Source organism: Streptomyces sp. NPDC050164 (assembly GCF_044459945.1).
Lineage (GTDB): Bacteria > Actinomycetota > Actinomycetes > Streptomycetales > Streptomycetaceae > Streptomyces > Streptomyces coeruleorubidus_A.
On the sequence record NZ_JBITJK010000004.1, the window covers coordinates 215222 to 237054 of the forward strand.

The following is a 21833-nucleotide window of genomic DNA, read 5'->3' on the forward strand; positions in this document are numbered from 1 at the left end:
CCAAGGCGCTTGATCTGAAGGCCAGTTGTCCACAGAATCGCCAATTCCCCTGTGGATAACACCACTTGGCTGTGGATCAAACCTCCAGGGGAAACTCGATCGCGTGATTCAGGTCTCTCCCGCACCCTGATGGGATGGACGCAAGACGCACCGTCAAGGTGTCGAAGTACCTCTCGAAGCATCTGCGCCACCAGCCGGAGCAGATCGGGCTGGCCCTGGACGAGGGTGGCTGGGTGGAGATCGACACGCTGATCGCCGCAGCCGCCGCCCACGGCTTCCCCTTCACCCGTGATGAACTCGACCACGTCGTCGCCACCAACGACAAACGGCGTTTCGCCGTCGAAGACACCCGGATCCGCGCCAGCCAGGGCCACAGCGTCCAGGTCGACCTCGGCCTGCCGACGGCGACCCCGCCCGCGTACCTCTACCACGGCACCGTCGCCCGCACCCTGGACGCCATCCGGGCCCAAGGGCTCAAGCCGATGAACCGGCATGCCGTGCATCTCTCCCCCGACCGCGAGACCGCGACCCGCGTCGGCGCCCGCCGCGGCCGGCCGATCGTGCTGACCGTGGACGCGGCCGCCATGCACCGCGACGGTCATGTCTTCCATGTGAGCGCGAACGGTGTGTGGCTCACCCAGGCCGTACCGCCACGGTATCTGCGCTTTCCCGGGCCCGCTGACCTGCTGTGCAGGACGAGCCGCGCACGGTGACTGTTTCACGTGAAACACCGGTCACCCGCGATGCCCCCTTAGGCTCGATGCCATGAGTCTGCGTCTGAGCACCGTGATCCTCCCCTACCGCCGCTGGCTGGAGGGCGGCCGTTCGACCTGGACACGCGCCGAGCAGCTCGGCTTCCACACCGCGTACACCTACGACCACCTGTCCTGGCGCAGCTTCCGGGACGGCCCCTGGTTCGGCGCCGTACCGACCCTCACCGCCGCCGCGACCGTCACCGACCGGCTGCGGCTGGGCACCCTGGTGACCTCGCCGAACTTCCGGCACCCGGTGACCCTCGCCAAGGAGCTGATCTCCCTCGACGACATCTCCGGCGGGCGGGTCACGCTGGGCATCGGCGCGGGCGGCTCCGGCTTCGACGCCACCGCGCTCGGCCAGGAGCCGTGGACCCCGCGCGAGCGCGCCGACCGCTTCGCCGAGTTCGTCCCGCTGCTCGACCGGCTGCTCAGCGAGGACGCGGTGTCGTACGAAGGCGACTTCTACTCGGCGCACGAGGCACGGAACGTCCCCGGCTGTGTGCAGCGCCCCAGGTTGCCGTTCGCGGTGGCCGCGACAGGGCCGCGCGGGATGCGGCTCGCCGCCCGGTACGGGCAGGCCTGGGTGACCACCGGCGACCCCAAGCTGTACGAGAACGGCACTCCTGAACAGTCGGTTCAGGCCATTCGCGGTCAGGCGGAGAAGCTCGCCGACACCTGCGCCGAGATCGGCCGGGACATGAGCGACCTCGACAAGGTCCTGCTCACCGGATTCACCCCGGATCGTGGCGGCCCGCTCCAGTCCCTGGACGCCTTCGTCGACTTCGCCGGCCGGCACACGGAACTGGGCTTCACGGAGATCGTGATCCACTGGCCCATTCCCGACTCGCCCTTCGCGGCGGACGAGAAGGCGTTCGAGCAGATCGCCATGGAGGCGCCGGCGCAGTTGCGCTGAGGTCCCTCGGGCGGCTCGGGTGCGGTCGGGCCGAGGCCTCGGGCGGCTCCGGTGGAGTTGCGCTGCCCCCTGCGGGAGGCGCCCTCGGGATGTTCCTCGTGAGGGCGGTATCCACTCACCTGTGCGGACTCCCGCCCGCCCGTGCAGGCATATGCGGGACAATGGCCGGGTGACCTCAGCGACCCGACAGCCCGAGACCGCGGCCGAGACCCTCCCGCCGCGGCTGATAGCCACCGACCTCGACGGCACGCTGCTGCGCGACGACAAGTCGGTGTCCCCCCGCACGGTGGCCGCGCTGGCCGCCGCCGAGGAGGCGGGCATCGAGGTCTTCTTCGTCACCGGCCGCCCGGCCCGCTGGATGGACGTCGTCAGCGACCATGTGCACGGCCACGGACTGGCGATCTGCGGCAACGGCGCCGCCGTGGTCGACCTGCACGGCGGCCCCGGCTCCCACCGGTTCGTGAAGGTACGGGAGCTGGAGCGGGCGAACGCGCTGGACGCTGTACGGCTGCTGCGTGATGCGGCTCCGGGCACGGTGTACGCGGTGGAGCAGACGTACGGCTTCTACCAGGAGCCGGCCTACCCGAAGCTGCACATGGAGATCCCCGACAGCCTCGCCCCGGCGGAGGAACTGCTGTCGCCGGACCACCGTGCGGCAGGGGAGCCGGTGCTGAAGATCCTCGCCTACCACCCCGAGATGGATCCCGACGCCTTCCTGACCCTGGCCCGGCTCGCCATCGGCGACCGTGCCAACGTGACCCGCTCCAGCCCCAGTGCCCTGCTGGAGATCAGCGGTCCCGGGGTGTCCAAGGCCAGCACGCTCGCCCTGTGCTGCGCCGAGCGCGGCATCTCGCACGAGCAGGTCGTCGCCTTCGGCGACATGCCGAACGACGTGGAGATGCTGACCTGGGCCGGCCGGTCCTACGCGATGGGCAACGCCCACCCGGACGTGATCGCCGCGGCCTCGGGACGGACGGTCGCGAACAACGAGGACGGGGTGGCGGTCGTGATCGAGCAGCTGCTCACGGAACTGCCGTAGCTGTCGCGGCCATGGGGATGCGGCTGCGGCTCCCGCCGGGGTCAGAGCGACACCCCTCGCGCCGCCAGCCATGACACCGGATTCACGGAGGAGCCCATCTCCGGCGTGACCCTGGTCTCGAAGTGCAGATGTGGTCCGGTGGAGTTGCCCGTACTGCCCGACTGGCCGATCCACTGGCCGGGTCTGATGTGCTCCCCCTGGTCGACCGCGACAGACGCGAGATGGGCGTACTGCGTGTAGTAGCCGCCCGCGTGCCTGAGCACGATTTCGATGCCGAAGGGCCCACCGCAGGACACCTTTTCCACCCGGCCCGCGCCCACGGCCCGCACGGGCGTGCCGATCGGCACCGCGAAGTCCTGCCCGGTGTGCCGGCTCGACCACCGCGCACCGCCGCTGCCGTAGGACGCGGACAGCTCGTACGTCTCCACGGGTGCGACCCAGTCGCTCGTGAAGCCCGTCTCCGGCTGGTCGAGCCGCACGGCCCCACGGCACGCTCCGGCGGCGACCGAGGCGTCCGCCTGCCCCTGGAGCCGCGAGCGTGCCGTTTCCAGCTTCTGCTCGATGTCCGCCTTGAGACCGGCGAGTTGCGTGTTCCGCTTCTCCAGCGCCTGCCAGTGGGCCGCGGCCTTGGCCTCGTCCGCGGCGAGCCGTGCCTCGGCCCGGCGGCTCTTGGAGATCGCGTTGTTCACGGCGAGGTTCGTTTGCGAGAAGGCGTGCTGACCTCGCATCAGGTCGTCGGGGCCGTCGGCGAGGATCATCTGCGCGGCCACCGGCAGACCACCGCTGGAGCGGTACTGGGCGCGGGCGATCCGGCCCAGGTCCTCGTGCAGAGCCGCGATGTGCCGCCGCTGACCGTCCAGGAGCTCCTCGGCCCGCTGGGCTCTGGCCCGTTGCTCCTCGGCCTCCTCGCGCCCCGCCTCGTACTGCTGTGTCGCCACCGCGGCCTCCTCGTACAGCCGCGCCACCTCGGCGCTGAGACCCGAGTCCCCGTCGGTGCCGCTCCCGGGTCCCTTGTGCGCCGCCGTCGGCCGGGCCGCGAGGACCGCCAGTGCACACAGCAGAACCGGAACGAGCAGCCGCTGGCGGCGATATGAGCGCATGTCAGTGATCGTCGCCCAGGCGGATCGCCCCGGCCCTGTTCTCGTCGTACGGTTGGGGGACCGGCTGCCCCGAACGGCTCAGTGCGGCGCCGGTCGTGTCCCCGCTAGGGTGCGGCCACCAGCGACTCCGACGCCGCCTCCCGCTCCGCCATCTCCCGCAACGGCCCGTCCACGGCCACGATCTCCGCGTACGCCCCGCGCTGCACGACACGTCCCCGGTCCAGCACGATCACCTCGTCCACCGCCTCAAGACCCGCCAGCCGGTGCGTGATGAGCAGCGTCGTACGACCCTCGGTGGCGGCCAGCAGGTCGGCGGTGAGCGCGTCCGCGGTCGGCAGGTCCAGGTGTTCGGCGGGCTCGTCGAGCACCAGGACGGGGAAGTCGGCGAGGAGTGCCCGGGCCAGCGCCAGCCGCTGCCGCTGTCCTCCCGACAACCGTGCCCCGTGCTCGCCGACGAGCGTGTCGAGCCCGTCGGACAGGCCGCCGGCCCAGTCCAGCAGCCGGGCCCGGCCGAGCGCGGCACGCAGTTCGTCCTCGGTGGCGTCCTTCTTGGCGAGCAGCAGGTTCTCGCGCAGCGAGCTGTCGAAGAGGTGCGCGTCCTGCGCGCACAGCCCGACGAGCCCGCGTACGTCGTCCCCGTGCAGCGCGTACGCGTCCACGCCCGCCAGCGTGTACGAACCCGCGTTCGCGTCGAGGAAGCGCAGCAGCACCTGCGCCAGCGTCGTCTTGCCGGAGCCGGAGGGTCCGACCACGGCGACCCGGCGGCCCTCTTCGAGGGTGAGGTCCAGCCCGGCGAGCGCGTCCCGGTTCTGCCCCGCGTGCCGCGCGGCCAGTGCCTTGACGGCGATTGGGAACGGCGACGCGGGCGCCTGCCGGGGGTGCTCGGGCTCCCCCACGGGCTCCGGGGCGTCCAGCACCTCGTACACCCGCTCGGCGCTCCGGCGCACCCGCTGCCGGTACTGCACGGCGAGCGGCAGCCCGAGCACGGCCTCGAAGGCGGCCAGCGGCGTGAGGACGACGACGGCCATGGTCACGCCGTCCAGCCGTCCGGCGGCGACCGCCTGGGCGCCGACCAGGGCGGCGGCCGTGACGGTCAGGCCGGAGATCAGCGCGGTGAGCCCGTCGCCGAGTGCCGTGGCGGTGGCGGCGCGCGAGGCGATCCGGGTGAGTGCCCCGTCGGCCTCGCGGGCCTGGGCGGTCCGCGCGGGCAGGGCACCGGCGACGGTCAGCTCCGCGGTGCCGGTGAGCAGATCGGCCACCCGCGTCGCGAGCACCCCGCGGGCGGGCGCCAGCCTGTGCTCAGCTCGCCGTGCGACGGCACCCGTGACGAGTGGCACGCCCGCCCCCGCCGCCAGCAGCCCGGCCGCGAGCACGGCCCCGGCCTCCGGCAGCAGCCACGCCGTGAAGCCGACGGACGCGGCCGACACGACGACGGCCGCCCCGGCCGGCAGCAGCCACCGCAGCCAGTAGTCCTGCAACGCGTCCACGTCCGCGACCAGCCGGGACAGCAGATCGCCCCGGCGGGTCCGGCGCAGCCCGGCGGGCGCCAGCCGCTCCAGCCTGCGGAACACCGCGACCCTGGTGTCCGCCAGCATCCGCAGCACGGCGTCGTGCGAGACAAGGCGCTCGGCGTACCGGAACACGGCCCGCCCGATCCCGAAGGCCCGTGTCGCCGTCACGGCCACCATCAGATACAGCACGGGCGGCTGCTGCGAGGCCCGCGAGATCAGCCACCCGGAGGTGGCCATGAGCCCTACGGCACTCCCGAGCGCGAGACTCCCGAGCAGCAGCGCGAGTCCCAGCCGCCCGCGCCGGGCACCGGACATGGCGCGGACGCGCGCGAGGACCCCGCTCGAAGCGGACCGGCCGCCGGGCTTGGTCGGAGAGGCCGCGGCGGGCAGCTCGACCTCGGCGGAAACCGGTCCGGTATTCCGGACCGCGGCGGATGCGACAGACACCGCGGAGGACGCGACAGGCACCGGGGCAATCCCGGGCTCCGCCAGCCGCACCACCCGGTCCGCCACCCCCAGCAGCGCCGGCCGGTGCACCACCAGCAGCACCGTCCGCCCGGCCGCCAGCCGCCGTACCGCCGTCACGACCTCGGCCTCGGTGGCCCCGTCCAGCGCGGCCGTCGGCTCGTCGAGCAGCAGCACGGGCCGGTCCGCGAGGAACGCCCGGGCCAGCGCGAGCCGCTGCCGCTGCCCGGCGGACAGCCCGGCCCCGTCCTCGCCGAGCGCGGTGTCCACACCCTCGGGCAGCGCGTCCACGAACTCCAGCGCCCCGGCGTCCCGCAGCGCCCGCCGTACGGCGTCGTCGTCGGCGTCGGCGTCGGGCCGCGCCAGCCGTACGTTCTCGGCGATCGTCCCGGCGTACAAATGCGGCCGCTGCGGCACCCACGCGATCCGGGACCGCCACTGCTCCAGGTCCACGTCGGCGAGGTCGACTCCCCCGACCCGCACCCGTCCCTCGGCCGGCTGCACGAACCCCAGCAGGGCGTTGAGCAGCGTCGACTTGCCGGCGCCGCTCGGCCCGACGAGCGCGACCGTCTCCCCGGGGTCGACGGTGAAGGACACGTCCGAAACGGCGTCCGCCGAACGCCCCGGGTACCGGACGGTCAAGCCCTCGAAGGACAGCGCACCTTCCGGCACGGCCCCGGAGCCGGACGCCGGGACGGGCGTCTGAAGGACCTCGAAGATCTCCTCGGCCGCGGCGAGCCCCTCCGCCGCCGCGTGGTACTGCGCCCCGACCTGCCGCAACGGCAGATACGCCTCCGGCGCCAGAATCAGGATGACCAGGCCGATGTACAGGTCCATCTCGCCGTGCACCAGCCGCATGCCGATCGTCACGGCCACCAGCGCCACCGAGATCGTCGCGAGCAACTCCAGCGCGAAGGAAGAGATGAAGGCGATCCGCAGCGTCCGCATGGTCGCCTGCCGGTACTCGCCTGTGATCCGCCGGATCGACTCGGCCTGCGCCTTGGCCCGCCCGAAGACCTTCAGCGTCGGCAGCCCCGCGACGACGTCCAGGAAGTGACCGGACAACCGCGACAGCAGCCGCCACTGACGGTCCATCCGGGACTGGGTGGCCCAGCCGATCAGCACCATGAAGACCGGGATGAGCGGCAAGGTGCCCACGATGATGGCCGCGGAGACCCAGTCCTCGGTGACGATCCGCGCCAGCACCGCCACCGGCACGACCACCGCGAGACCCAACTGCGGCAGATACCGCGAGAAGTAGTCGTCGAGGGCGTCGACACCCCGGGTGGCCAGGGCGACGAGCGAACCGGTCCGCTGCCCGCTCAGCCAGCCCGGCCCCAGCTGGGCGGAACGCTCCAGCAACCGTCCCCGCAGCTCGGACTTCACCGCCGCGCTCGCCCGGTGCGCGGCGAGCTCGGTGAGCCAGCCGACCAGCGCCCGGCCGACCGCGACGGCCGCCAAGAGCAGCAGGGGAGTGCCGAGTTCGGACACCGCCATGCGGTGCTGGAACGCGCCGACCACCACCTCGGCGATGAGCATCGCCTGGGCGATGACCAGCCCCGCCCCGATCGCCCCCAGGGCGATGACCGCCACCAGGAAGACCCGGGTGGCACGGGCGTACCGGAGCAGACGCGGATCGATTGGTTTCACGTGAAACACACCTCAGTGCACGGTCTCGGCGATGTGCTGCGTACCGATCCGCTTGCGGAACACCCAGTACGTCCAGCCCTGGTAGAGCAGGACGACCGGGGTGGCGATCCCGGCACACCACGTCATGATCTTCAGTGTGTACGGGCTGGACGAGGCGTTGGTGACCGTCAGGCTCCAGTCCGGGTTCAGCGTCGACGGCATGACGTTCGGGAACAGCGTCAGGAAGAGCATCGCCACCGTGGCCACGATGGTGAGCCCCGACAGGGCGAACGCCCAGCCCTCACGCCCCGCCCGCGCCGCGACCATGGCCACGACGAGCGACGCCACGGCCGCGACCAGTGCGACGAGCGACGCTCCGTCACCTCGGTCGGACTGCGTCCACAGCAGGAAGGCGAGGGCCAGCAGGGCGGTCACCATCCCGACCCGCAGCGCCAGCTTCCGCGCCCGCTCCCGGATCTCCCCGACCGTCTTGAGCCCGACGAACACCGTCCCGTGGAAGGTGAACAGCGCCAGCGTGACCAGACCGCCCAGGAGCGCGTACGGGTTGAGCAGGTCCAGAACACCACCGGCGTAGTTGAAGTCCTGGTCGATCTTCACGCCCCGCACGATGTTGCCGAAGGCCACACCCCACAGGAACGCCGGGATCAGCGAGGTCCAGAAGATCGCCGTCTCCCAGTTGCGCTGCCAGTTCTCCTCGGGCCGCTTGGCGCGGTACTCGAAGGCCACACCCCGGACGATGAGGCAGACCAGGACGAGCAGCAGAGGCAGGTAGAAGCCGGAGAAGAGCGTGGCGTACCACTCGGGGAAGGCGGCGAAGGTGGCACCGCCCGCCGACAGCAACCACACCTCGTTGCCGTCCCAGACGGGACCGATGGTGTTGATCAGCACCCGCTTCTCGGGCCGGTTGCGCGCCAGCAGCTTCGTGAGCACACCGACCCCGAAGTCGAAGCCCTCCAGAAAGAAGTAGCCGGTCCACAGGACGGCGATCAGGACGAACCAGACGTCGTGCAGTTCCATGACTGTGCAGCTCCCTCGGCCTAGTACGAGAAGGCCATCGGCTTGTCGGCGTCACGGGAGTCGCCGCCGATCTTCGTGGGCGGGTTGAGGTCGGCCTCGGTGAGCTCCGGCGGGCCCGCCTTGACGTACTTGACCAGCAGCTTGACCTCGACGACGGCGAGGATCGCGTACAGCGTGGTGAAGACGGCCATCGAGGTGATGACCTCGGCCTGGGAGACCCCGGGGGAGACCGCGTGCCGGGTCTGGAGCACGCCGTAGACGACCCACGGCTGGCGGCCCATCTCGGTGAAGATCCAGCCCCAGGAACTGGCGATCAGCGGGAAGCCCAGAGTGAGGATCGCGATGCGCCAGTACCACTTGGTGAGGGTTGGACCGAGGGCCTTCTTCGGCAGGAGCACGAGATGCGGCACCTCGTCCTCGCCCACTCGAAGATGCTGCGGCAGCAGGAACTTCTTGCGGGTCAGCCACAGTCCGGCCAGGCCGATGGCGAACGACGTCATGCCGAAGCCGATCATCCAGCGGAAGCCCCAGTAGGCGACGGGGATGTTGGGCCGGTAGTCGCCGGGCCCGTACTTCTCCTGCTCGGCCTTGTTGACGTCGTTGATGCCGGGCACGTACGAGGTGAAGTCGTCCTTGGCGAGGAAGGACAGCAGGCCGGGGATCTCGATGGCGACCTCGTTGTGCCCCTTGTCCACGTCACCGATGGCGAAGACCGAGAAGGGCGCCGGCTTCTCGCCGTCCCACAGCGCCTCGGCCGCAGCCATCTTCATCGGCTGCTGCTGGTACATGATCTTGCCGAGGACGTCGCCGCTGACCGCGGTGAGCAGACCGCCGACGACGACGGTGACGAGGCCCAGCCGCAGCGAGGTCTTCATCACGGGGACGTGCTTCTTGCGGACGAGGTGGAAGGCGGCGATGCCGACCATGAAGGCGCCGCCGGTCAGGAAGGCCGCGGTGAGCGTGTGGAAGACCTGGGCGAGCGCGGTGTTCTGGGTCAGCACCAGCCAGAAGTCGGTGAGCTCGGCCCGCCCCTTGGCCTCGTTGATCCGGTAGCCGACCGGGTGCTGCATCCAGGAGTTGGCCGCGAGGATGAAGTACGCCGACAGGATCGTGCCGATCGAGACCATCCATATGCAGGCCAGGTGGATCTTCTTGGGCAGCTTGTCCCAGCCGAAGATCCACAGGCCGATGAAGGTGGACTCGAAGAAGAAGGCGATCAGGGCCTCGAAGGCGAGCGGCGCGCCGAAGACGTCACCGACGAAGCGCGAGTAGTCGGACCAGTTCATGCCGAACTGGAACTCCTGCACGATGCCGGTGACCACACCCATCGCGATGTTGATCAGGAAGAGCTTGCCCCAGAACTTCGTCGCCTGGAGGTACTTCTCCTTCTCCGTCCGCACCCAGGCGGTCTGCAGTCCGGCCGTCAGGGCGGCCAGCGAGATCGTCAGGGGGACGAACAGAAAGTGGTAGACGGTGGTGATGCCGAACTGCCATCGCGCCAGGGTCTCCGGCGCCAAAGCCAGGTCCACGTCGCCGCTCCTTACATACGCTTGTGAAAGCGTTCACATTCACAAGCCATTATGCAGCACGGACTTTCGAGCCGTTGAGGGGGCCCCCGTCGCGGTCAACCCCTTGGCGGGAACTTCAACATATTGTTGAATATGCGGCGTGCAGACGACACCGCTCCAGATACGGATCTCCTGGCCCGCATGCCATCTCACCGCGACCCTCGACGACACCCCGACCACCCGGGCCCTCGCCAAGGCGCTGCCCTTCGCCTCGACCGCCCGCACCTGGGGCGAGGAGGTGTACTTCGACACAGGAGTGTCCGTTTCACGTGAAACGGACGCCCGGGAGGTTGTCGAGGCGGGCACGGTCGCCTTCTGGACCGACGGCGACGCCCTCGCCCTCCCCTACGGGCCCACGCCGATCTCACGAGTCGACGAGTGCCGCCTCGCCAGCCCGTGCAACGTCCTGGGCCGCATCGACGGCGACCCTGGAGTGCTCGCGACGGTGCGGGACGGCGACCCCGTGCGTGTGGAACTCGTAGACGCCTGACCCGGCTCGCGGAGCCCTACAGCTCCTTGCGGAACCCTTCCGCCACCTTCAGGAAGATGTCGTTCGCCTCATTCTCCCCGACCGTCACCCGCACACCCTCACCCGGGAACGGCCGGATCACCACGCCCGCCTGCTCGCACGCCTGAGCGAACGGGACCGTGCGCTCCCCCAATCGCAGCCACACGAAGTTGGCCTGGGTCTCGGGCACCGTCCAGCCCTGGGATCGCAGCCCGTCGACCACGCGCGTGCGCTCACACACCAGCGAGCCGACCCGGCCGAGCAGTTCGTCCTCGGCACGCAGCGAGGCGATCGCCGCCTCCTGCGCGAGCTGGCTCACTCCGAACGGGACCGCCGTCTTGCGCAGCGCAGCGGCCACCGGCTCATGGGCGATGGCGAACCCGACGCGCAGACCGGCGAGGCCGTAGGCCTTGGAGAAGGTCCGCAGGACGCAGACGTTGGGCCGGTCGCGGTAGAGCTCGACACCATCCGGCACCTGGGGGTCGCGGATGAACTCGCGGTAGGCCTCGTCGAGCACCACCAGCACATCACCGGGCACGCGGTCGAGGAAGCGCTCGAGTTCCGCCCGCCGCACGACCGTGCCCGTCGGGTTGTTGGGGTTGCAGACGAAGATCAGCCGGGTCCGGTCGGTGATCGCGTCGGCCATCGCGTCGAGGTCGTGCACATCACCGGACGTCAGCGGCACCTGCACCGACGTAGCGCCGCTGATCTGCGTGATGATCGGGTACGCCTCGAAGGACCGCCAGGCGTAGATGACCTCGTCGCCGGGGCCGGAGGTGGCCTGGATCAGCTGCTGGGCGACACCGACCGACCCGGTGCCGGTGGCCAGGTGGGTGAGGGGCACGCCGAACCGCTCGGACAGCTCGTTCATCAGCGCCGTACAGGCCATGTCCGGGTAGCGGTTGAAGTTGCAGGCCGCCGCCGTCACCGTCTCCATCACACCCGGCAGCGGCGGGTAGGGGTTCTCGTTGGAGGACAGCTTGTAGGCCACCGGCCCGCCCGCGGCGGCCGGCTTGCCCGGCTTGTAGGTGGGGATCCCCTCCAGCTCGGCGCGCAGCTTGGGGCTCGTCTCACTCACCGCAGTCCTCCTCGCGAAGACCGGCGGCCCATGACCGCCGCCGACATCCAATACTCCTCACCTTATGAGGATTCGGCACCGCTGCGTATAGCCACGACGCAGCGACGAACGCCGGCCTCGTGTGCCCCACCGACATCAGGGGCATCGCCGCACGAAGGCATACGAATCCGGGGCGCGCCGCACATATATCTATGCGCCGGTGGTGCACGCCGTGGCGCGCATCCCCCGTGCAGGTGAGTTGAGACCTCTTCGCAACATCGCCCACTAGGCAGGCCCGTGCGGGCCGACAAGTCACGTACTGGCATGGGAGCGCTCAACGCCCTTGTTTTCCAAAGCAATTGACGTTAAATGATCATGCAGAAACGTGCCTGTCAACGCGTGCATATGCGTCCGCACTACCCCACCGCATGAGCCCTACTATCGGCTCGCCATGACAGCAGCAGGGAAGCACCAGGTGAGCCGCGCGGAAACCTCACGTCGAGGCAGTCGGCCGGGTCGGGCGGGTATCAGAGACGTGGCCGCCGCCGCCGGAGTGTCCATCACGACCGTCTCCGACGCCCTCAACGGCAAGGGCCGGCTCCCGGACGCCACCCGGCGCCATGTCCGAGAGGTCGCCGACCGGCTGGGCTACCGCCCCTCGGCCGCCGCCCGGACCCTCCGTACCGGCAAGTCGGGACTCATCGGCCTGACCGTGACGACGTACGGAGATGAACCTTTCACCTTCACCGAGTTCGCCTACTTCGCCGAGATGGCGCGAGCCGCCACCTCCGCCGCGCTCGCCCGCGGCTACGCCCTCGTCATCCTGCCGGCGACCTCGCGCCACGACGTGTGGTCGAACGTCGCCCTGGACGGCACGGTCGTCATCGACCCCTCCGACCAGGACCCGGTGGTCAGCGAACTCGTCCGGCAGGGTCTGCCGGTCGTCTCCGACGGACGCCCGGCCGGCTCACTGCCGGTCACGGCCTGGGTCGACAACGACCACGAGGCCGCCGTCCTCGGCATCCTCGACCACCTGGCCGACGCCGGCGCCCGCCGCATCGGCCTGCTGACCGGCACGACGACCGACACGTACACCCACCTGTCGACCACCGCGTACCTGCGCTGGTGCGAGCGCGTCGGCCAGGATCCGGTGTACGAGGCCTACCCGGCGCACGATCCGTGCGCGGGCGCCGTCGCCGCCGACCGGCTCCTGGCCCGCCCCGACCGGCCCGACGCGGTCTACGGGCTGTTCGACCCGAACGGCACCGACCTGCTCGCCGCCGCCCGCCGCTACGGCCTGCGCGTCCCGGACGACCTGCTGCTGGTCTGTTGCAGCGAGTCCACCGTGTACGCCAACACCGAGCCGCCCATCACCACACTCTCCCTGAAACCGCGCCGCATCGGCACGGCGGTCGTGCAGCTCCTCATCGACGCCATCGAGGGAGCGGACTCGGACCGACCGGTGGAGCAGGTGATACCGACGGAGCTGATCGTGCGCACGTCGTCCCAGCGGCGCTCGCCGCGCACGACGGTCAGCCCGCCGCGGTCCCCCGAGGGGACGTAGCCCGAACACCCGGGTAAAGGGAAGTTCGCACTCCTGGGGAGAAACAGGGCCGGTCCCCCGGAGAGAAGGGATCGTTCTCGCGAAGAGAAGGAAAGCAAGGACGGTCACACGGTGGTCAAAGCCCGGCCCAATCGGGGCGAAAGCCGCGGTGAACTGGACTCTTGCTCTGATTCACCACCCCTGGGTCATCACATGGCGCGATCCGCATTCCTATGATGGGCCCACGACACCGACGGGCCGCTACGACCAGGCAGTCCGATGCGGTGCAGATGCGGCGCGATGGTGGAGGGGTCGATGACTCAGGGGGCCGGTCAGGGACCCGAGGTGGAGCGGACGGCGACGTTGCGCGACTTCCGGGTGCCCGCGTACGTCCACGAGGCCGGTCCGTACGTCGACAGCGCCCACTCCGGCGAGGTGGCCCCGCCGACCGAGGAGACCTACCCCGAGGGGTACACGCCGACCGAGCGCGATCTTCCCGTGATCCACCGGGGAGACACCGTCCAGGTGACCGTCGACCCCGAGGCCGTCGCGGCCCCGCAGGCCGACACCGGGCAGGGCCCGCTGTACGTGGTGGGTGACGTGCACGGCTACCTCGACGAGCTGGTGGCGGCCCTCCAGGACAAGGGCCTCCTCGATACCGCCGGTCACTGGTGCGCGGGCACCGCCCGGCTGTGGTTCCTCGGCGACTTCACCGACCGCGGACCGGACGGCATCGGCGTGATCGACCTGGTGATGCGGCTGTCCGCCGAGGCCGCCGCGGCCGGCGGTTACTGCAAGGCGCTCATGGGCAACCACGAGCTGCTGCTGCTCGGCGCCAAGCGGTTCGGCGACACCCCCGTCAACTCCGGCGCGGGCACCGCCACTTTCCAGGCGGCCTGGCTGCTCAACGGCGGCCAGAAGACCGACATGGACCGCCTCCAGGACCACCACCTGCAATGGATGGCCCGCCTGGACGCCGTCGAGGAGGTCGACGGCCATCTGCTCGTCCACTCCGACACCACCGCCTACCTCGACTACGGCCGCTCCATCGAAGAGGTCAACGACACCGTCCGCGAGACGCTCACGCGCAACGACGCGGACGAGGTCTGGGACCTGTTCCGCAAGTTCACCAAGCGGTTCTCCTTCCGTGACGAGGGCGGCGCGGACGCCGTGCGCTCCCTGCTGGATACGTACGGGGGCACCCGCATCGTTCACGGACACAGCCCGATTCCGTATCTGCTGGGGGAGGTCGGTTCCGAGGAGGACGAGGACAGCACCGACCCCGTGGTCGAGGGACCGCACGTCTATGCCGACGGACTCGCCATCGCCATGGACGGCGGCGTGACCATGGCCGGAAAGCTGCTGGTCCAGCAACTGCCGCTGGGTACGTGAGCGTTCACCGGGCAGGCGTTTCCCGTCACAGGACCGGACCGGTGAGGGGTCAATTTCGGTAAACCCCCTGTCACGGCCCACCTTCACGGCTCTACCATCGGCTTATCCGTAGCAGGCTCCCCTCCGTTTCTGCCCGACGGCTCGTCAGCATGCCGAGCCCCAAGCCCTACGGAGCATCGGGGGATGCACATGAACAGCGTTCCGCAGCACCTGCTGAGCGAGGACCGCCAGGAATACGAGCGGATCCTCGATGAGGCGCTGCGCTCCGCCCCACACCGTCCGGAACTGGCCGCTGTCGGACAGCGGCTCAACCCCGAACAACTGCGCACCATGGCGCTGAACGCCACCGCGCTCATCACGGCGGCCGCGTCGACCGAGTACCAGCACTACGTCAAGGTCCGCGAGGAACTGCGCCAGCCGGCGCCGTCCAGCCAACCGGCCGTGCGTGAATCCGGCTCCTCCGAGCCGGACACGGGCGCGGCAGGCCTCGCCGCCACCATGGGGGAGGTCGCCGAGACCGCCGGCGCGGGCGCCATCGCCGTCGTCGCCGTCCTCGCCCCCGTCCTCGCCGGAACCGCCGCGGCGATCTTCCTGCTCGTCGGCTACATCCTCCAGATGCTCAACCCCGAGCAGACGTTCGCCCGGACCATGCTCACCACGGGCTGGGTGTTCGGCGCCGTGACCGCGGTCGCGATCCTCGTCGCCGCGGTGGGACTGCTGATCACCGCCCTGCGCAACAAGCCGACGGCCGAAAGCGGTCCGCACGGCGAACTGCAGGGGGAAGTGGACCGGGCCAGGGAGGCCTGGCGCGAGGCCCTGCTGGAACAAGGCATCCTGCCCTTCCTCCGGGAGGCCCTCGTCGACCCGAGTACGGCCGCCGCGCTGCACCACACCTCCCCGTCCACGCCGGTCAGCCGCATCCCGCACCTCGGCTACGACCGCCCGGGTTTCACCAGCCCTAAGGACGGCAACCGCGGCTCGCGGCCGAGCTTCAGCAGCCCGGACTACACCAGCCCGGACTTCGGAGGACCGGAACACCAGCCGGAGTAGCCGTCGGGTCTGCGCCAGGGACCAGACCGCTCCCGCGGGCCAGGGGACCAGGGACCACCGGTCCCCGGCCCTCGGCCTGTGTGCGGGCGGATCAGTCCGCGATGGGCAGGTACACGCGGTTCCCGCTCGCCGCGAACTCCTTCGACTTCTGGGCCATGCCGTCCTCGATCTCGGCCTGTGTGCCGCCGTGTTCACGGCGGATGTCCTGTGAGATCTTCATGCTGCAGAACTTGGGACCGCACATCGAGCAGAAGTGAGCCGTCTTGGCGGGCTCCGCCGGCAGGGTCTCGTCGTGGTACTCCCGTGCCGTGTCCGGGTCGAGGGCGAGGTTGAACTGGTCCTCCCACCGGAACTCGAAACGGGCGTCGGACAGCGCGTCGTCCCACTCCTGGGCACCCGGGTGTCCCTTGGCGAGGTCCGCTGCGTGGGCGGCGATCTTGTAGGTGATGACGCCGGTCTTGACGTCGTCACGGTTCGGCAGGCCCAAGTGCTCCTTGGGCGTGACGTAACACAGCATGGCCGTGCCCCACCAGGCGATCATCGCGGCACCGATGCCGGAGGTGATGTGGTCGTACGCCGGCGCGACGTCGGTGGTCAGCGGGCCGAGCGTATAGAACGGAGCTTCATCGCAGATCTCCTGCTGAAGGTCGATGTTCTCCTTGATCTTGTGCATCGGGACGTGGCCCGGGCCTTCGATCATGGTCTGTACGTTGAAACGCTTCGCGATCCGGTTGAGTTCCCCGAGAGTCCTGAGTTCGGCGAACTGCGCCTCGTCGTTGGCGTCCGCGATCGAGCCCGGCCGCAGGCCGTCGCCGAGGGAGTACGTGACGTCGTACGCGGCGAGGATCTCGCAGAGCTCCTCGAAGTTCTCGTACAGGAACGACTCCTTGTGGTGCGCGAGGCACCAGGCGGCCATGATCGAGCCGCCGCGCGAGACGATGCCGGTCTTGCGGTTGGCCGTCAGTGGCACGTACGCCAGGCGCACGCCCGCGTGGACCGTCATGTAGTCCACGCCCTGCTCGGCTTGTTCGATGACGGTGTCCTTGTAGATGTCCCAGGTCAGCTCCTCGGCCCGGCCGTCGACCTTCTCCAGGGCCTGGTAGAGCGGCACGGTGCCGATGGGGACGGGGGAGTTGCGCAGCACCCACTCGCGCGTGGTGTGGATGTTGCGGCCGGTGGACAGGTCCATGACCGTGTCGGCACCCCAGCGGGTCGCCCAGGTCATCTTCTCGACCTCCTCCTCGATGGAGGACGTCACCGCGGAGTTGCCGATGTTGGCGTTGACCTTCACCAGGAACCGCTTGCCGATGATCATCGGCTCGATCTCCGGGTGGTTGACGTTGGCCGGCAGCACCGCCCGGCCCGCCGCGATCTCGTCGCGGACCACCTCGGGCGAAACGTTCTCCCGGATGGCCACGTACTCCATCTCGGGCGTGATCTCGCCGCGGCGGGCGTACGCGAGCTGCGTGACCGCCTTGCCGTCCTTGCCGCGACGCGGCTGGCGCGGCCGTCCTGGGAAGACGGCGTCGAGGTTGCGCAGGCCCCCGCGCGGCGAGGTGTGCTTGATGCCGTCGTCCTCGGGACGGACAGGTCGGCCCGCGTACTCCTCGGTGTCGCCACGGGCGATGATCCAGTTCTCGCGCAGCGGCGACAGGCCCCTGCGGACGTCGGTGTCGACGAGCGGATCGGTGTACGGGCCCGACGTGTCGTACAGCGTGACCGACTGCCCGTTGGTGAGATGCACCTGACGGACCGGCACCCGCAGGTCGGGGCGAGAGCCCTCGACATACGCCTTGTGCCAGCCGATGGACTTCCCGGCCTCCTCGGACTGTGCGTCCTGAACGGAGGCAGGCGTGCGTGCGTCCTTGTTGGTCATGAGACCTACTCCCTACGCCGGCATTACCCGGTAACAGGTTCGGCGGTCGACGCAGCGGCTTCCGTCTGCCGACGTTTCGTGTGAAACATCACTCGACTTCGGTGATGTTTCATGTGAAACATCGCTGGGACGGAGGTCAGCGCCCTCTCAGCCCGGTGCTCCGAGCTCCCGCGTGTACAAAAGGTGCCTCCACGCTAGCGGCAATTCTGGCGCGGTGAACAGAGGGCCCCCCTCGTTCTTGCGATGATCGGTCGGTGACCACGACGCAGCGTCCTCCTTACCCACCGCCCGAACCGCCCCGCGGATCCGGCGCCGGCACCGGCAACGGCCGTGGGCGCGGGCACGATTTCGCCGCCCCGGGCGGGCTGGGGCCTGCCCGGGGACAAGCGCCCGGGCACGGGCCCGGTCCCAGGAACGGGCAGGGCGCCGACCCGGCCGGGGCGTATGGTGCCGGCTCCGGAGGCTGGCACGGCTCCGGCCCCGAGGGAGGCGACAGGCCCGGCGAAGGCCACGGTCACGGGGGAGGCGACGGACACGGCGAAGACCATGGTCACGGCGAAGGACACGGTCCCGGCGGCGGCCACGGGCACGGCGGAGGCGGCGGTCACGGAAACGGACCCGGCCCCGCGCCGGGCGGCGGACACGGGCACCCGCACGGTCACAACCACGGTCCTGCCACGCCCGTCTCCATGCACCTGCGCAAGGTCATCGCGGCGGTCCTGATCCCCTTCGCCGCTGCCGTGCTGGTCGGTCTCGCCGTGCTGTGGCCGGGCGGCGCCCCGCCGCACGAGCGCACCGGCGTCGGCTTCGACCGGCAGACGCAGCAGGCCTCGGTCACCAAGGTCGTGGAGGTGAGCTGCAAGGAGGCCGGCGCCTCGGGTGTCCCGCCGACCGGCGACACCTCCACCGCCGAGGGTTCCTCCGCGGTGCAGCAGGAGAACGGCACCTGCAAGCGGGCGACGATCCGGGTCGACAGCGGCAAGGACAAGGGCCGCACCTTCACCGAGATCGTCCAGCCCGATCAGTCCCGCCAGCTGCACGAGGGCCAGGAGGTCGTGGTCGCCTACGAGCCCTCCGCGCCGAGGGACCTCCAGTACTCGGTCACCGACATCAACCGACGCCTGCCCATGGCGCTGCTCGCCGGCATCTTCGCCCTCGCCGTCGTGGTCGTCGGGCGGCTGCGCGGTGTCATGGCCCTGGTCGCGCTGGCCATCAGCTTCCTGGTGCTGAACCTCTTCATCCTGCCCGCCATCCTCCAGGGCTCGAACCCGCTGCTCGTGGCGGTGGTGGGCGCGAGCGCCATCATGCTCATCGCCCTGTATCTGTGTCATGGCCTGTCGGCCCGGACATCCGTGGCGGTGCTCGGCACCCTCATCTCACTGCTGCTGATCGGCGTCCTCGGCTCGCTGTTCATCGGCTGGGCCGCGCTCACGGGCAACACCGACGACAACACCGGTCTGATCCACGGCCTCTACCCGACGATCGACATGAGCGGTCTGCTGCTCGCCGGCGTCATCATCGGCTCGCTGGGTGTGCTCGACGACGTGACGGTCACGCAGACGTCGGCGGTCTGGGAGCTGCACGAGGCCAACCCGTCCATGGGCTGGCGCGGCCTCTACCGCGCGGGTATCCGGATCGGCCGCGACCACATCGCCTCGGTCGTCAACACGCTCGTCCTCGCCTACGCGGGTGCCGCCCTGCCGCTGCTCCTGCTGTTCTCCATCGCGCAGAGCGGTGTCGGGACGGTCGCCAACAGCGAGCTGGTCGCGGAGGAGATCGTGCGCACGCTGATCGGTTCGATCGGCCTGGTCGCCTCGGTGCCGGTCACCACGGCCCTGGCCGCGCTGGTGGTCTCGGCCGACCGCCCGGGAGCGCAGCCCGCCGTGGAGGCCGCCGTGGCCCCGGCACGCGGGGGGAAGGGCCGGCGCCGCAAGCGCTGACGGCTCGCCAACTCAGAAGCCATCTGTCCCGCCGTACGGAGAAGCGTTCCTGCACAGCTCGGCGGCATCCGGTGAAGCGTTACTCCACCGTTCCGCCCGACGGATGTCTCAGCCGGCGCCCTGTTCCGCCAGGATGCGGTCCAGGGCCTCGTCGAGATGGGCGTCGAAATCGGCGAGCGAGCCTTCCTGGCCCAGCGGCACCAGCTTGTCGGTGCGGTCGAGGAAGGCGACGAGCGGTGCCGTCGACGACCGGAACAGCGCCTGGTCACTGCCCACCTGAAGCCGGATCAGCACCTCGCCCAGCGAGTCCGGTTCGACGGGCGTGACCCGCACGTCGCCCTCCCCGCACGGACGGCCGACCCCGTCGATCAGCAGCTCCCGGCCGAAAGCCCATGTCACCGGGGCATCACCGGGCAAGTGGAAGGTGAGCCGCACGGCATAGGGATCACTGGTCTCATAGCGCAGCTCCACCGGAATGCGGAAGGAGAGCTCCTCGGACACGAGAAAGCTCATCATGACCTCTGCCTGTACGGACTCGCGCATCGCTAACCCCGTCATTCGCCGTGGACTGGCCGGGAACGAACCTCTGACACTTGGTGGAATCTTGCTGAACGTACACAGCAGATCACAAGGAGTGAGTTTTCACATACTGATAGAGAGCGCGAGCGACCCGAGCAGACGCCCGACTTCGCCCTGCAACTGGCGGGCCGCCGGCAGCAGCCGGTCCTCCTGGTGGGCAGGCAGGGAGATGGCCAGCGTCGCGGCCGTGGTGCCGAGGGTGAGCGGAATCGCCGCGCAGACGGCGCCAAGGGCGTACTCCTGACGCTCGATCACAGGTTCCATGCGCCGCACTCGCTCCAGACGGCGCAGCAGGCTGTGGTTGTCCCGCACGGTGTACGGCGTGAGGGCCTGCACCGGATAGCGGTCGAGGTGGTCCCGTCGGGCCTCCTCGTCCAGCTGGGACAGCAGGCACTGCCCGATGGCGTGCGCGTGCCCGGTCTCCCGGAAGTCGGCCCACTCCTCGACCGCGGGAGTGCCCGGGGTGTCGGAGACGCACATGACCTCGATCTCGCCCTCGCGGTACACCGCGTAGTACACGGGGACGCCGAGCATGTCCCGCCAGTGTGCGAGCGCGTCGACGACGGTGCTGCGACGTTTCTGCCGTGCCCCGCTGCTGCTCAGCCGCTCGGCAGCCTCACCGAGGAAGAACAGGCCCTTGTCCCGGCGGAGATAGCCCTCGTGCACGAGGGTGCGCAGCAGGTGGTAGGTCGTGGGCAGGGCCAGCCCGGTCTCCCGGGCCAGCTGCTTGGCGGGGGCGCCGTATTCGTGCGCGGCGACGGTCTCCAGCAGGCGCATCGCGCGCTGCACGGATCCGATGAGGGTCGCCGGAGGGGGTGGCGTGGCGGGAGGCGGTTGCTCGGAGGGTGACGCCGAGCGGGGTTGCGCGGGGACGGTGTGCAGGTGGACACGTGCGGTGTCAGCCGGGGCCAAGGGTCACTCCCGAAGCGCGAGGGGGTAGACCGTGCCGATGGACACGGGCGGGGGTGTACGCCGCTCGCGGGGGACGTCCCCGCGTCGAGTTCCGGACTCTATTCGTCTGCCACCGCACGCAGACGGCCCGGAGGGGAAACTTCCCCCGGCCGAGGGAACCGGTGGCCCCGGGTGTTTCCCGCTACCCCCACCGGTTTCCCACGGGTCTCACCAGTCGCTGCGCGACGATGAACTCGACGTGAACTTCCGTACGACGTAGATCAGTCCGCCGACCAGCGCCACGAAGACCAGCACCTTGAAGAGCAGTCCGATGACGAACCCGACCACGTTGGCGATCAGCCCGCCGAACACGACCAGGGCGATGACCGGCACCGCGATCCACTTCACCCACCACGGCAGTCCCGTGAAGATCTCTCGCATCGCCCTCGTCCTTACCTCTCCGCCCGTTCGAGTGCCGGGTCCTGTCGGTACCTCTGGATCTCTGATGTCCTGCACTCGATGCTAGGTCCGAAAGAGGGCCCGGCGGGGGCCTCGCGCCCCTTGTCTCCCCCTGACCGAACCCCTAGGGAACCCCGAGACGGTCCGTCACCTCTCGGGCGGAGAGAAGACCACCAGCACCCTCAGGTCCTCGGTGATGTGGTGGAACTTGTGCGCGACGCCGGCCGGTACGTAGATCACGCTGCCGCGTGCCACCTGCGTCGTCTCCAGGCCGACGGTGATCGCGGCGCGGCCGCTCACAACGAAGTAGACCTCGTCCTGATTGTGCGGCTTCTGTGGATCCTGATCGCCCGCATCGAGGGCGTACAGGCCGACCGACATGTTCTGCTCCCGCAGAAACTGCAGGTAGGCGCCCTCGTTGGCGGCGCGCTCCGCCTCCAGTTCATCCAGCCGGAATGCCTTCATCGCCTTGTCCGCCCCTGCCTCTTGTGCCCATGCCCGATCAGGTCTGCCACGATCA

General features: G+C 70.0%; 18 protein-coding genes and 1 riboswitch. Of the genes, 8 read left to right on the top strand and 10 right to left on the bottom strand.

Annotation, left to right across the window (positions count from 1 at the left end):
• Positions 1-134: 134 nt before the first annotated feature.
• The 3 genes from ACIBNA_RS08870 (at position 135) to ACIBNA_RS08880 (ending at position 2707) form a co-directional block, all read left to right on the top strand.
• A complete protein-coding gene (locus tag ACIBNA_RS08870) occupies positions 135-713 on the top strand; it encodes an RNA 2'-phosphotransferase (protein ID WP_399164532.1) in 579 nt (192 codons plus the stop codon).
• A gap of 52 nt (positions 714-765) precedes the next feature.
• A complete protein-coding gene (locus tag ACIBNA_RS08875) occupies positions 766-1668 on the top strand; it encodes an LLM class flavin-dependent oxidoreductase (protein ID WP_399164533.1) in 903 nt (300 codons plus the stop codon).
• 151 nt (positions 1669-1819) lie between these two features.
• The gene (locus tag ACIBNA_RS08880) at positions 1820-2707 is read left to right on the top strand and encodes a Cof-type HAD-IIB family hydrolase (RefSeq protein ID WP_399164534.1); all 888 of its coding nucleotides are present in this window, start codon (positions 1820-1822) and stop codon (positions 2705-2707) included.
• 41 nt (positions 2708-2748) lie between these two features.
• On the opposite strand, the gene ACIBNA_RS08885 is transcribed toward ACIBNA_RS08880, so the two are convergent.
• The 4 genes from ACIBNA_RS08885 to ACIBNA_RS08900 all read right to left on the bottom strand — a co-directional run bounded on the left by ACIBNA_RS08885 (position 2749) and on the right by ACIBNA_RS08900 (position 9979).
• On the bottom strand, positions 2749-3807 hold the full coding sequence (locus tag ACIBNA_RS08885) for a M23 family metallopeptidase (protein WP_399164535.1): 1059 nt from the start codon (positions 3805-3807) through the stop codon (positions 2749-2751).
• A 104-nt stretch (positions 3808-3911) separates the two neighbouring features.
• On the bottom strand, positions 3912-7433 hold the full coding sequence (gene cydD, locus ACIBNA_RS08890; RefSeq protein WP_399164536.1) for a thiol reductant ABC exporter subunit CydD: 3522 nt from the start codon (positions 7431-7433) through the stop codon (positions 3912-3914).
• 12 nt (positions 7434-7445) lie between these two features.
• Complete coding sequence (gene cydB / locus ACIBNA_RS08895) at positions 7446-8450, bottom strand: cytochrome d ubiquinol oxidase subunit II (protein ID WP_399164537.1); 1005 nt, start codon at positions 8448-8450, stop codon at positions 7446-7448.
• A 20-nt stretch (positions 8451-8470) separates the two neighbouring features.
• Positions 8471-9979 (bottom strand): cytochrome ubiquinol oxidase subunit I, encoded by a 1509-nt coding sequence (locus ACIBNA_RS08900; protein ID WP_399164538.1) that lies wholly within the window; start codon positions 9977-9979, stop codon positions 8471-8473.
• Between the two features lie 139 nt (positions 9980-10118).
• Between ACIBNA_RS08900 and ACIBNA_RS08905 the strand changes: the two genes are divergently transcribed.
• A complete protein-coding gene (locus ACIBNA_RS08905) occupies positions 10119-10508 on the top strand; it encodes a cyclophilin-like fold protein (protein ID WP_399164539.1) in 390 nt (129 codons plus the stop codon).
• Between the two features lie 16 nt (positions 10509-10524).
• Here ACIBNA_RS08905 and hisC read toward each other — a convergent pair whose 3' ends face one another.
• Positions 10525-11604, bottom strand: a complete 1080-nt coding sequence (gene hisC, locus ACIBNA_RS08910) for a histidinol-phosphate transaminase (protein WP_399164540.1) — start codon at positions 11602-11604, stop codon at positions 10525-10527.
• Positions 11605-12034: 430 nt separating this feature from the next.
• Between hisC and ACIBNA_RS08915 the strand changes: the two genes are divergently transcribed.
• The 3 genes from ACIBNA_RS08915 (at position 12035) to ACIBNA_RS08925 (ending at position 15568) form a co-directional block, all read left to right on the top strand.
• Entirely contained in the window at positions 12035-13147 is a 1113-nt protein-coding gene (locus ACIBNA_RS08915) for a LacI family DNA-binding transcriptional regulator (protein ID WP_399164541.1), read from the top strand.
• A gap of 279 nt (positions 13148-13426) precedes the next feature.
• Positions 13427-14518 (top strand): metallophosphoesterase family protein, encoded by a 1092-nt coding sequence (locus tag ACIBNA_RS08920; protein ID WP_399164542.1) that lies wholly within the window; start codon positions 13427-13429, stop codon positions 14516-14518.
• 183 nt (positions 14519-14701) lie between these two features.
• A complete protein-coding gene (locus ACIBNA_RS08925; RefSeq protein ID WP_399164543.1) occupies positions 14702-15568 on the top strand; it encodes a hypothetical protein in 867 nt (288 codons plus the stop codon).
• A gap of 91 nt (positions 15569-15659) precedes the next feature.
• On the opposite strand, the gene thiC is transcribed toward ACIBNA_RS08925, so the two are convergent.
• Complete coding sequence (thiC, locus tag ACIBNA_RS08930) at positions 15660-17444, bottom strand: phosphomethylpyrimidine synthase ThiC (RefSeq protein ID WP_399164544.1); 1785 nt, start codon at positions 17442-17444, stop codon at positions 15660-15662.
• A riboswitch (TPP riboswitch) is annotated at positions 17437-17626 on the bottom strand. (Overlaps the previous gene by 8 nt.)
• 72 nt (positions 17627-17698) lie before the next feature.
• Between thiC and ACIBNA_RS08935 the strand changes: the two genes are divergently transcribed.
• The gene (locus ACIBNA_RS08935; protein ID WP_399164545.1) at positions 17699-19384 is read left to right on the top strand and encodes a YibE/F family protein; all 1686 of its coding nucleotides are present in this window, start codon (positions 17699-17701) and stop codon (positions 19382-19384) included.
• A gap of 108 nt (positions 19385-19492) precedes the next feature.
• Here the strand turns inward: ACIBNA_RS08935 and ACIBNA_RS08940 are convergent, their stop codons facing one another.
• The 4 genes from ACIBNA_RS08940 to ACIBNA_RS08955 all read right to left on the bottom strand — a co-directional run bounded on the left by ACIBNA_RS08940 (position 19493) and on the right by ACIBNA_RS08955 (position 21778).
• Positions 19493-19927 (bottom strand): SsgA family sporulation/cell division regulator, encoded by a 435-nt coding sequence (locus ACIBNA_RS08940; protein WP_020271172.1) that lies wholly within the window; start codon positions 19925-19927, stop codon positions 19493-19495.
• A 99-nt stretch (positions 19928-20026) separates the two neighbouring features.
• Complete coding sequence (locus ACIBNA_RS08945; protein WP_399164546.1) at positions 20027-20752, bottom strand: IclR family transcriptional regulator; 726 nt, start codon at positions 20750-20752, stop codon at positions 20027-20029.
• 330 nt (positions 20753-21082) lie between these two features.
• Positions 21083-21295 carry a DUF5326 family protein gene (locus ACIBNA_RS08950; RefSeq protein ID WP_399164547.1) on the bottom strand — a complete coding sequence of 71 codons (213 nt, stop codon included), beginning with the start codon at positions 21293-21295 and terminating at the stop codon, positions 21083-21085.
• 165 nt (positions 21296-21460) lie between these two features.
• On the bottom strand, positions 21461-21778 hold the full coding sequence (locus ACIBNA_RS08955; RefSeq protein WP_059414731.1) for a cupin domain-containing protein: 318 nt from the start codon (positions 21776-21778) through the stop codon (positions 21461-21463).
• Between the last annotated feature and the right edge of the window lie 55 nt (positions 21779-21833).